The 11,366-nt window shown below is 72.9% G+C and carries 6 protein-coding genes and 2 tRNA genes; all 8 read left to right on the forward strand.

Going from position 1 to position 11,366, the window contains the following annotated elements; all coding sequences use genetic code 11:
* Window positions 1-213 precede the first annotated feature (213 nt).
* The 8 genes from IE217_RS05410 to IE217_RS05445 all read left to right on the forward strand — a co-directional run bounded on the left by IE217_RS05410 (window position 214) and on the right by IE217_RS05445 (window position 10,908).
* Window positions 214-411: a hypothetical protein gene (locus IE217_RS05410; RefSeq protein WP_190176513.1), complete on the forward strand. Its 198-nt coding sequence runs from the start codon at window positions 214-216 to the stop codon at window positions 409-411.
* 257 nt (window positions 412-668) lie between these two features.
* Window positions 669-3,518 (forward strand): type I DNA topoisomerase, encoded by a 2,850-nt coding sequence (gene topA / locus IE217_RS05415; protein WP_190176514.1) that lies wholly within the window; start codon window positions 669-671, stop codon window positions 3,516-3,518.
* Window positions 3,519-3,673: 155 nt separating this feature from the next.
* The gene (tmk, locus tag IE217_RS05420; protein WP_190176515.1) at window positions 3,674-7,006 is read left to right on the forward strand and encodes a dTMP kinase; all 3,333 of its coding nucleotides are present in this window, start codon (window positions 3,674-3,676) and stop codon (window positions 7,004-7,006) included.
* A gap of 114 nt (window positions 7,007-7,120) precedes the next feature.
* The gene (locus IE217_RS05425; RefSeq protein ID WP_190176516.1) at window positions 7,121-8,326 is read left to right on the forward strand and encodes a DNA polymerase III subunit delta'; all 1,206 of its coding nucleotides are present in this window, start codon (window positions 7,121-7,123) and stop codon (window positions 8,324-8,326) included.
* 160 nt (window positions 8,327-8,486) lie between these two features.
* On the forward strand, window positions 8,487-10,103 hold the full coding sequence (locus tag IE217_RS05430) for an alpha/beta hydrolase (RefSeq protein WP_190176517.1): 1,617 nt from the start codon (window positions 8,487-8,489) through the stop codon (window positions 10,101-10,103).
* Between the two features lie 107 nt (window positions 10,104-10,210).
* Window positions 10,211-10,287, forward strand: a tRNA-Thr gene (locus IE217_RS05435).
* Between the two features lie 102 nt (window positions 10,288-10,389).
* Window positions 10,390-10,467 (forward strand) — tRNA-Thr (locus IE217_RS05440).
* Window positions 10,468-10,704: 237 nt separating this feature from the next.
* Window positions 10,705-10,908, forward strand: coding sequence for a hypothetical protein (locus IE217_RS05445; protein WP_190176518.1), 204 nt, complete (start codon window positions 10,705-10,707; stop codon window positions 10,906-10,908).
* The last annotated feature ends 458 nt before the right edge of the window (window positions 10,909-11,366 follow it).

Raw genomic sequence — 11,366 nt, forward strand, 5'->3', positions numbered from 1 at the left:
TGCCGGGCGCCGCGTGGGTGCGGAGGGTTTTTCGGTCACGTTCTTTTTCCGGCGCGAGCCGTCCCCTCGCCGCGTCCGTGCGGCCACGCCGCGTGACGGTGGCCGGAGGGCGCGCGGGCGGCCGTGCGCGCCGTTCACCGCGGGTTGGCCCCGCCGTCGCACGCGGCTGCCAGCCTCCCGGACCGGGGGATCCGGATGCGGGAGGGGACGTACATGGAGAGCGGGCCGGCGATCTTCACAGGGACGGTGTTCGCCCTGTTCGGGACGGCACTGCTGGGCTGGACGACGGCCCGGACGTGGCGCCGCGAACCGGTCGCCACCGGCGCGCACCGCGCGATGTCGGTTACCGTCGCCAGTGTGGCCGCCCTCACGGCCCTGGCCCTCGGAGCGTGGTGCCTCACCCGCCTGTGACGTCCCCCGCAGCGGTGCCGCGGCACCCCGTCGCCGGTAATGGAGAGGTGACCCTCCGCATATCACCGAAGGGGCCGGTGTGCACTCCGGGCGGCAGGAAGGGCGGTAGTCGGGTTACCGTTCGAGTGGCCGTTGCGGGCTTTTCCCGTTTGACACGGGGGCGGGATGTACCGTCACACTCCGCAGCGTCAGCACGACCCGACCCCGGGAAACCAAGGCCTGGGGAGATCCAGAGCCGACCGGAGAGAAGAGCGAAGTTGTCCCCGACCAGCGAGACCGCACAGGGCGGCCGCCGACTCGTCATCGTCGAGTCGCCTGCCAAGGCGAAGACGATCAAGGGCTACCTCGGCCCCGGCTACGTCGTCGAAGCGAGCGTCGGGCACATCCGCGACCTTCCCAACGGGGCCGCGGAGGTCCCCGAGAAGTACACCGGCGAGGTCCGCCGCCTCGGTGTGGACGTCGAACACGACTTCCAGCCGATCTACGTGATCAACGCGGACAAGAAGGCCCAGGTCAAGAAGCTCAAGGACCTGCTGAAGGACTCCGACGAGCTCTTCCTCGCCACCGATGAGGACCGCGAGGGCGAGGCGATCGCCTGGCACCTCCAGGAGGTCCTCAAGCCCAAGATCCCCGTCAAGCGGATGGTCTTCCACGAGATCACCAAGGACGCGATCCGGGCCGCCGTCGCCAACCCGCGCCAGCTCAACCAGCGCCTGGTCGACGCCCAGGAGACCCGTCGCATCCTGGACCGCCTCTACGGCTACGAGGTCTCCCCGGTGCTGTGGAAGAAGGTCATGCCGCGCCTGTCGGCGGGCCGCGTGCAGTCCGTCGCGACCCGGCTCGTGGTCGAGCGGGAGCGCGAGCGCATGGCGTTCCGCTCCGCCGAGTACTGGGACCTGACCGGCACCTTCTCGACCGGCCGCGCCGGCGATGCCTCCGACCCGTCCTCCCTGGTCGCCCGGCTGCAGAGCGTCGACGGCCGGCGTGTCGCGCAGGGCCGCGACTTCGACTCCCTCGGCCGGCTGAAGAGCGCGAACACCCTCCACCTCGACGAGGCGAACGCCCGCGCGCTCGCCGCCGCGCTGGAGAACACCCGCTTCTCCGTCCGCTCCGTCGAGTCCAAGCCGTACCGCCGCTCGCCGTACGCCCCGTTCCGTACGACGACGCTTCAGCAGGAGGCGAGCCGCAAGCTCGGCTTCGGCGCGAAGGCGACCATGCAGATCGCCCAGAAGCTGTACGAGAACGGCCACATCACGTACATGCGTACGGACTCCACCACCCTGAGCGACACGGCGGTCTCCGCCGCACGCGCCCAGGTCACGCAGCTGTACGGCGCCGACTACCTGCCGCCGCAGCCGCGCACGTACGCCGGGAAGGTCAAGAACGCCCAGGAGGCGCACGAGGCGATCCGCCCCTCGGGTGATCGTTTCCGCACGCCGGCCGAGACCGGGCTGACCGGCGACCAGTTCAAGCTGTACGAGCTGATCTGGAAGCGGACCGTCGCCTCCCAGATGAAGGACGCGACCGGGAACTCCGTCACCGTGCGCATCGGCGGCACCGCGGCCGACGGCCGGGACGTCGAGTTCAGCGCGTCCGGCAAGACCATCACCTTCCACGGCTTCCTCAAGGCCTACGTCGAGGGCGCCGACGACCCCAACGCCGAGCTCGACGACCGCGAGCGCCGGCTGCCCCAGGTCGCCGAGGGCGACGCGCTGAGCGCCGAGGAGATCACGGCCGACGGGCACGCCACCAAGCCCCCGGCCCGCTACACCGAGGCCAGCCTGGTCAAGGAGCTCGAAGAGCGCGAGATCGGCCGCCCGTCGACGTACGCCTCGATCATCGGCACCATCCTCGACCGCGGGTACGTCTTCAAGAAGGGCACCGCCCTGGTGCCGTCCTTCCTGTCCTTCGCCGTGGTCAACCTCCTGGAGAAGCACTTCGGCCGGCTCGTCGACTACGACTTCACCGCCCGGATGGAGGACGACCTCGACCGCATCGCCCGCGGCGAGGCCCGCGCGGTGCCGTGGCTGAAGCGGTTCTACTTCGGTGAAGGCACCGGCGAGGGCGGCGCGGCCGACGCGGGCAACGGCGACGGCGACCACCTCGGCGGCCTCAAGGAACTGGTGACCGACCTCGGCGCGATCGACGCCCGCGAGGTGTCCTCCTTCCCCGTCGGCAACGACATCGTGCTGCGGGTGGGCCGCTACGGTCCGTACATCGAGCGCGGCGAGAAGGACACCGAGCAGCACCAGCGCGCCGACATCCCGGACGACCTCGCGCCCGACGAGCTGACCGTCGAGCTCGCCGAGGAACTGCTCGCCAAGCCGAGCGGCGACTTCGAGCTGGGCACCGACCCGGCCACCGGCCACACGATCGTCGCCAAGGACGGCCGCTACGGCCCGTACGTCACCGAGGTCCTGCCCGAGGGCACCCCGAAGACGGGCAAGAACGCCGTCAAGCCGCGCACGGCCTCACTGTTCAAGTCGATGTCCCTGGACACCGTCACCCTCGACGACGCGCTCAGGCTGATGTCGCTCCCGCGCGTGGTCGGCACCGACGCCGAGGGCCAGGAGATCACCGCGCAGAACGGCCGCTACGGGCCCTACCTGAAGAAGGGCACGGACTCGCGCTCCCTGCAGACCGAGGACCAGCTGTTCACGATCACGCTGGAGGAGGCGCTGGCGATCTACGCCCAGCCCAAGCAGCGCGGTCGCGCGGCCGCCAAGCCGCCGCTCAAGGAGCTCGGCGAGGACCCGGTCAGCGGAAAGCCGGTCGTGGTGAAGGACGGCCGCTTCGGGCCGTACGTCACCGACGGGGAGACCAACGCGACCCTGCGCTCCGGTGACAGCGTCGAGACGATCACCCCTGAGCGCGGTTTCGAACTGCTCGCGGAGAAGCGCGCCAAGGGCCCGGCCAAGAAGACCGCGAAGAAGGCGGTCGCCAAGAAGACGACGGCCAAGAAGACCGCGGCCAAGAAGACGGCGTCCACGGCGGCCAAGAAGACCGCTGCCAAGAAGACGACCACCGCGAAGAAGACGGCGGCGAAGAAGACGACGACCGCCGCCACCGCGAAGAAGGCGGCGGCCTCCAAGACGGCGGAGGACTGAGCGGCGGGCGGCGCGTGCGACGTACCGCCCGCCCGCGGCCGTGATCTTCACCATCCGTTCGCTTTACGTACACCCCGGCACCTCTTTTGTGCCGGGGCGTGCGCACGTTCGGACGGTCACCACGCGCTGTCGGTGCGTCCCGATAGGCTGAACGCATGACGCGAGCCGAGCAGCCAACGGCCGACACCCCGGCCCCCGACGCCGCCCTGGTGGCGGACTCCCGCGAGCGCGCCGTCCGCGCCCTGCTGCGACGTCCCCAGACGCGGCGGCTGTGGAGCGCCCAACTGGTGGGGGGCGTCGCCGACACCGTCGCGCTGCTGGTCCTGGTCGTCCTCACCCTCCAGGCGGTCATCGCCGAGGGCTCCTTCGGCGGCGGCTACCGCGGCGCGGCCCTCGCCGTGGCGGCCGTGTTCGGGGCGCGCATCGTGGCGACCGTGCTCTTCGGCGCGGTCCTGCTCGGCCCGCTCACCTCGCTCACCTCCCACGAAGGCCCCCTGGACCGCCGCTGGACCATGGTCGGCACGGACGGCGTGCGCGCCGCGCTGCTGATCGTCGCCCCGCTGTGGATCGACTGGACGCCGGCCAACGCGCCCGTCCTGCTGCTCGTCACCGTCTTCCTGACCGGGGTCGCCGAGCGGCTGTGGACCGTGTGCCGGGAGAGCGCGGCGCCCGCGCTGCTGCCCGCCCCGCCCCCCGAGGGCGCGACCGTGCGCCCGCTGCCCGACCACATGGACGCCCTGCGCCGCCTGACGCTGCGCACGACCTTCCTGACGATCCCGCTGGCCGCCGCCGTGCTGGTGGTCGCGTCCCTGTTCAACAACCTCCTGGGCACCGCCGTCGACTGGTTCGACCAGCACCACGCGGCCCTCGGCGCGTACGTCGCAGCCGGCCTGTTCGCCGCCTCCCTGTCCGTGCTGACTTCCCTCGAACTGCCGGACACGCGCACCCCGCGCGCGCGGTCCCCGCTCGAGGGCCTGCGCCGCCCGAAGAACGCCACCGGCGTCGACAAGGGCCGCACGGGCGCCGTCCCGCTGCTCGTGCTCGCCTCCGCCTCCGTCGCCGGGGCTATCGCCGCCGCCGTCTCCGTCTGCGCGCTGCACGCCGGGGACCTCGGCGGCGGCCCGGTGCTGTACGGGCTGGCGGTGCTCGCCCTGACCGGCGGCGTCGTCGTGGGCATCCGTACGGCGCCCAGGGCGCTGGTGTCGCTGTCGCGGCGCCGCCTGCTGGCGCTGGCGATCGCCTTCACCGGCGTCGCGCTGCTGGCCGCCGGACTGGTTCCCGACGTCACGACCGTCCTGCTGATCCTGGCGCTGGCCGGCATCGGCGCGGGCGCGGCCGCCAACACCGGGCACGCGCTGCTCGACCAGGAGACCGAGGACCACCGCCGGACGCGGATGACCGAGCACCTGCACGCGGTGGTGCGGGTCCTCGTCGCCCTCGCCGCCGTCCTCGCCCCCGTGGTCGCCGCCGCGATCGGCCCGCACCGGCTGGAGAACGGGCGGTTCGTGTTCGCCCACGGCGGCGCCGCCTTCACGCTGATGCTCGTCGGCGCGCTGCTGCTGCCGGTGGCGGCGCTCGTGCTGGCCAAGGTCGACGACCGCTCCGGCGTCCCGCTCAGGCAGGACCTGGTCGACGCCCTGCGCGGCGGCGACGACCCGGTGACGGCGCCCGCGGCCAGCGGTTTCTTCATCGCCCTCGAGGGCGGCGACGGGGCCGGCAAGTCCACCCAGGCCGAGGCCCTCGCCGACTGGATCAGGTCCAAGGGCCACGAGGTCGTCCTCACCCGCGAGCCCGGGGCCACGCCCGTGGGCAAGCGGCTGCGGTCCATCCTGCTGGACGTCTCCTCGCAGGGCCTGTCCCACCGCGCGGAGGCGCTGCTGTACGCCGCCGACCGCGCCGAGCACGTCGACACCGTCGTACGGCCCGCGCTGGAGCGCGGCGCCGTGGTGATCACCGACCGGTACATCGACTCCTCCGTCGCCTACCAGGGCGCCGGCCGGGACCTGTCCCCGACCGAGATCGCCCGGATCTCCCGCTGGGCCACCAACGGCCTGGTGCCGCACCTGACGGTCCTGCTGGACGTCTCCCCGGAGACCGCCCGCGAGCGCTTCACCGAGGCCCCCGACCGCCTGGAGTCGGAGCCGGCCGAGTTCCACGCGCGCGTGCGGGCCGGTTTCCTGACCCTGGCCGCCGCCGACCCCGGGCGCTACCTCGTGGTGGACGCCGGTCAGGAGCCCGAGGCCGTCACCGCCGCCGTACGGCACCGGCTGGACCGGATCCTGCCGCTGTCCGAGGCCGAGCTGAAGGCCCAGGAGGAGGCCCGCCGCAAGGCGGAGGAAGAGGCCCGCCGCAAGGCCGAGGAGGAAGCCCGGCGCAAGGCCGAGGAGGAGCGCCTGGAGCGGGAGCGCCAGGAGCAGCTGGCCCGTCTGCGCGCCGAGGAGGAGGAGCGCAAGCGGCGCGAGCTGGAGGAGGCGCAGCGGCGCGAGGCCGAGCGGCAGGCCGAGGAGGCCCGGCAGCGCGCCGAGGAGGCGCGGCGCAGGGCCGAGGAGGAGCGGGCGCGGCTGCTCGCCGAGGAGCAGGCCCGCGCGGAGGCCGAGGCCCAGCGCAAGGCCGAGGAGGAGCGGCGCCGCAAGCAGGCCGAGGAGGAGGCGCGGCTGCGCGCCGAGGCCGAGGCGCGGCGGCTGGAGAAGCAGCAGAAGGCGGAGCTGGCCCTGCTGCGGGCCGAGGAGGCCCGGCGGGCGGCGGAGCAGGCGGCGGCCGCCGCACAGGCGGGTCCCCGCCGGCCCGCGGAACCTGAGGGTGCGGCGGTGCCGCCGGAGGCGGCGACCGTGCCGACCCCGGTCGTGACGCCGACGAACGCGTCCGGCGGTCCCGCGGACGAGACGGCGGTTCTTCCGCCGGTGCGGGACACACGGGACGAGCAGGTCGATCGGACGGACGGAGGGGCCGAGAGCGGCGGCCGGGGCGCCTCGCGGGCTCCTCGCGGCACCGGCGAGTCCGAGTCGGAGACCACGGCGAAGCTGCCCAAGCCGCCGGTTCCCCCGGCCCCGGCGGGCGCGGCCGACGAGACGGCCGTACTGCCTCCGGTGCCGCCCGCCGGCGCGGCCGACGAGACCGCCGTACTGCCTCCGGTGAGCGCCGACGAGACGGCGGTGCTGCCCCCGGTGCGCGACGAAGCCGCCGACGACACCGCCGTACTCCCGCCGGTGCGCGAGGATCCCGCGGACCGGGTTCCGCCGGGCTTCTTCCGCCAGGGGCCGCCGACGGCCGTACGGCCCGACGGCACCGACGACCGGACGCGCGAGCTGCCCCAGGTCCAGGACGACGGCGGCGCGCGTCGGCGCCCCCGGCCGGACTGGGCCGAGGAGACCCCGCTGGACGACCTGCCGACCCTGGCGGACGAACTGCTCGGACCGCGTGAGGACGGCGGCGACGGCGAGGACGCCGGAGGCAGGGACGGCGGCCGGGGTCGCGGCCGGAGGCGCTGAGCCGGCTGTTCGCCCGTGGCCGGGCGGCCGGGTGGGCCCGCCCGGCCGGGTTGTCAGTGCTCCCCCGCACAATGGAGGCGGAACACGAACCGTGACGAAAGGGCCGGGTGACCCATGAGCGTCTGGGACGACCTCGTCGGGCAGGAGAGGATCGGCGAGCAGCTGACCGCCGCCGCCCGGGACGCCGACGCCCTGGTCACCGCGGCCGCCTCGCACGCGCCGCCGCCGGAGGCGTCGAAGATGACGCACGCCTGGCTGTTCACGGGGCCGCCCGGCGCGGGCGTCACGCGGACGGCGCGGGCCTTCGCCGCCGCCCTCCAGTGCGTGAGCCCCGACCGGGCCCTGGGCGGCGCCCCCGGCTGCGGCTTCTGCGACGGCTGTCATACGGCGCTGGTCGGCACGCACGCCGACGTCAGCACCGTAGCCGCGGTCGGCACCCAGATCCTCGCCGAGGACATGCGCGACACCGTCCGCAAGTCGTTCACGTCCCCGGCGAACGGCCGCTGGCAGGTGATCCTGGTCGAGGACGCCGAGCGGCTGAACGAGAAGTCGGCCAACGCCGTCCTCAAGGCCGTCGAGGAGCCCGCCCCGCGCACGGTGTGGCTGCTGTGCGCCCCCTCGATCGAGGACGTCCTGCCCACCATCCGCTCCCGCTGCCGCCACCTGAACCTGTCCACCCCCTCGGTGGCCGCCGTCGCCGACATGCTCGTACGCCGTGAGGGTGTCGAACCCGACGTGGCGGCCGCCGCCGCCCGCGCCACCCAGGGCCACGTGGACCGCGCCCGCCGCCTGGCCACCGACCCCGCGGCGCGTGAACGCCGCGCCGCCGTCCTGAAGCTGCCCCTGCGCCTGGACGACATCGGCGGCTGCCTCAAGGCCGCCCAGGAACTGGTGGACGCGGCCTCGGAGGACGCCAAGGCGCTCGCCGAGGAGCTGGACGCGAAGGAGACCGAGGAGCTGAAGGCGGCGCTGGGCGCGGCCCAGGGCGGCCGGCTGCCGCGCGGCACCGCGGGCGTGATGAAGGACCTGGAGGACAAGCAGAAGCGCCGCCGCACCCGCACCCAGCGCGACAGCCTCGACCTCGCCCTCACCGACCTCACCAGCGTCTACCGTGACGTCCTCGCTCTCCAGCTCGGCTCCCGCGTGGCCATCGCCAACGCCGACGCGCAGGACACCCTGGACCGCGTGGCCGCCGGCAGCTCGCCCGAGTCCACGCTGCGCCGCATAGAGGCGATCGCGGCCTGCCGCGACGCGCTCGACCGCAACGTGGCCCCGCTGCTGGCGGTGGAGGCGATGACGATGGCCCTGAGAGCGGGCTGACGCCCGCCGCGCGGGTCCCCGCCGGACCGCGGCCGCTCAGCGACCGCCGCCCAACGCTGGTCGCTCGTCGCCCACCGCCGGCCGCTCGCCGCCGTCACTCGTACGAGGCACGCTGTGCACGTACAGTGCTCAGTCCATCGCGGAAGGTTACGCTCGTTCGATGCACATCAGGCGCGCCCTCCGTATCCGGAGTCCCCGGCTCTCTCCCGCCCTCCGCCCGGCCCGGACCGGCGGCTCGCTCCTCGTGGCCGCCGTCCTGCTCGTCTCGGGCTGCTCCGCCGCCGGCACCCAGCAGCGCCCGGCGGCCACCCCCGCGGCGGACGCCGTGCTGGCCGCGCTGCCCCAGTCCACGCCGGCCGCCCTGTCCCGGTACTACGCGCAGAAGCTGACGTGGCGCAACTGCGGAGTCCCCGGCTTCCAGTGCGCCACGATGAAGGCGCCGCTCGACTACTCCCGGCCCTCCGCGGGCGACGTCAGACTGGCCGTCGCCCGCAAGAAGGCCACCGGCCCCGGCACGCGCATCGGCTCCCTCCTGGTCAACCCGGGCGGCCCGGGCGGCTCGGCCATCGGCTACCTGCAGCAGTACGCGGGCGCCGGCTACCCGGCCGAGGTGCGCGCCCGTTACGACATGGTCGCCATGGACCCGCGCGGTGTGGCCCGCAGCGAGCCCGTCGAGTGCCTCGACGACCGCGGCATGGACACGTACACGCAGACCGACATGACGCCCGACGACCGCGGCGAGGTCGACGCGCTCGTGGGCGCCTACCGCAAGTTCGCGGAAGGCTGCGGCGCGCACGACCCCCGGCTGCTGCGGCACGTCTCCACGGTGGAGGCGGCACGCGACATGGACATTCTGCGCGCCGTGCTCGGCGACCGCACGCTGCACTACGTAGGCGCGTCCTACGGCACGTTCCTCGGCGCGACGTACGCCGGGCTGTTCCCGAAGCGGGTCGGCCGGCTGGTCCTGGACGGCGCGATGGACCCGTCCCTGTCGGCGCGCAGGATGAACCTGGACCAGACGGCGGGCTTCGAGACGGCGTTCCGGTCGTTCGCGAAGGACTGCGTGCGCCAGGGCGACTGCCCCCTCGGCGGCCGCGGCACGACGCCCGAGCAGGCCGGCGGCCGCCTCGCGGCCTTCTTCCGCAAGCTGGACGCGCACCCGGTCCCCACCGGCGACGCGGACGGCCGCCGCCTCGGCGAGGCGCTCGCCACCACGGGCTTCATCGCGGCGATGTACGACCAGGCGGCCTGGCCGCAACTGCGCGAGGCGCTGAACTCGGCGATGAAGGACAACGACGGCGCCGGCCTGCTCATGCTGTCCGACAGCTACTACGAGCGTGACGCCGACGGCCACTACAGCAACCTGATGTACGCCAACGCCGCCGTGAACTGCCTGGACCTGCCGCCCGCCTTCACCTCGCCCCAGCAGGTGCAGAAGTCGCTCCCCGCCTTCGAGAAGGCCTCCCCCGTCTTCGGCGAGGACCTCGCCTGGGCCTCCCTGAACTGCGCCTACTGGCCGGTGCGGGCGACCGGCGGGCCGCACCGCATCGTGGCGAAGGGCGCGGCCCCCATCGTGGTCGTCGGCACCACCCGCGACCCGGCGACCCCGTACCGCTGGGCCCAGTCCCTGGCCCGCCAACTGTCCTCGGGCCGCCTGCTCACCTTCGTGGGTGACGGCCACACCGCCTACGGCCGCGGCAGCCGCTGCATCGACTCCGCGATCGACGCCTACCTGCTCCGCGGCACCCCGCCGGCCCGCGGAAAGCGCTGCTCGTAGCGGACCTCGTCCGCCCGGTCCGGCCCCCTCCGGGGCGTGTGCGAAGCACCCCGCGAAACTGTGTAGACTTACCGACGTTGCCGATCGCACCATAGTGCCGGCAGCGCGCCGCTTTAGCTCAGATGGCCAGAGCAACGCACTCGTAATGCGTAGGTCTCGGGTTCGAATCCCGAAAGCGGCTCCACGAAAAGCCAGGCCAGACCCCGTCTGACCTGGTCTTTTCGCGTTCCTTTGATCGATTCGCGGTCTATACCACTGCCCTGTGAGGCCCGTACGACGGCTAGATGGGTCCAAGATGGGACCGGGAGGACCTTACGCATTTGTAATGCGTAGGTCTCGGGTTCGAATCCCGAAAGCGGATCCGAGAAAAGCCAGACCAAACACCCTCTGACCTGGTCTTTTCTCATTTACTTGATCGACTTCTGGTCCAAACCGCTTGCCGATTGGGCCCTGAGGCAGCCCGGTGGGCCCAATCTGAGGCCCGCGCGGGCCTCCGTCCGTCCGCCTTCAAGTCCTTCTTTTTCATCTTCTTTCCGGCCTTCTGGCCTTTTGCTGCCCGGTACGTGGTGATGGGGTACAAGGAGGCCGAGGCCGTTGCGGCGTGCATCTCAAGCAGCACCGCCTGGTATGTGCCGGTCGTCATCCGCATCGACGCGAGCATCGCCTGCACGGTCGTGAGCGTGATGTCGACGGCCAGCGGCGCGCATACGCTGTCGCGGACGAACTCGTGGTCGTGTTCAGGGCCAACCTCGCGGTGCCGTCGGTCGCGCTGGAAGCGGCACTGCGGGTCATGCTGAGGCGATGATGGAGAACTCTCCTGAGGGCTGGATCTACCTCACCAACAGGAAGACGCCCATGCCGCTTGACGACATCCCCCAGCGGCACGTCCCCATCGTTCGCATCACCACCAAGAACGACATGAACGAGCTGCTGCGCACCAGCACCCCTCCGCGCCGGCCTGCAGGCCGACCAGTACCCCTACGCCAACAACATCGCCGAGGCGTACACCCCCTTCGGGGGACGCTGCTGGATCCTCGCCCGCCAGTTCCCCATCACCGACCATCAAGGCCGCAGCATCCACACCGTCCGCCACGTCTTCACCACCACCCCGGACAGCCCTGGTGGTCGCTGCCCATCCGCCCCGGCGAACGCGCCTACAAGTTCGACCCCGCCACCGGCGACCCCATCACCGGCAGCGGACGCCCCCGTTATCTTCTTCGCGGTCCTGCAAGAGGGCCGCTGGCCTCCGGGTCCGGCATGACT

Source organism: Streptomyces naganishii JCM 4654, assembly GCF_014650575.1.
Lineage (GTDB): Bacteria > Actinomycetota > Actinomycetes > Streptomycetales > Streptomycetaceae > Streptomyces > Streptomyces naganishii.

Coding starts and splice junctions, on each gene's coding strand:
- IE217_RS05410 (WP_190176513.1), top strand. CDS start 214: ATGGAGAGCGGGCCGGCGATCTTCACAGGGACGGTGTTCGCCCTGTTC.
- tmk (WP_190176515.1), top strand. CDS start 3,674: ATGACGCGAGCCGAGCAGCCAACGGCCGACACCCCGGCCCCCGACGCC.
- IE217_RS05425 (WP_190176516.1), top strand. CDS start 7,121: ATGAGCGTCTGGGACGACCTCGTCGGGCAGGAGAGGATCGGCGAGCAG.
- IE217_RS05430 (WP_190176517.1), top strand. CDS start 8,487: ATGCACATCAGGCGCGCCCTCCGTATCCGGAGTCCCCGGCTCTCTCCC.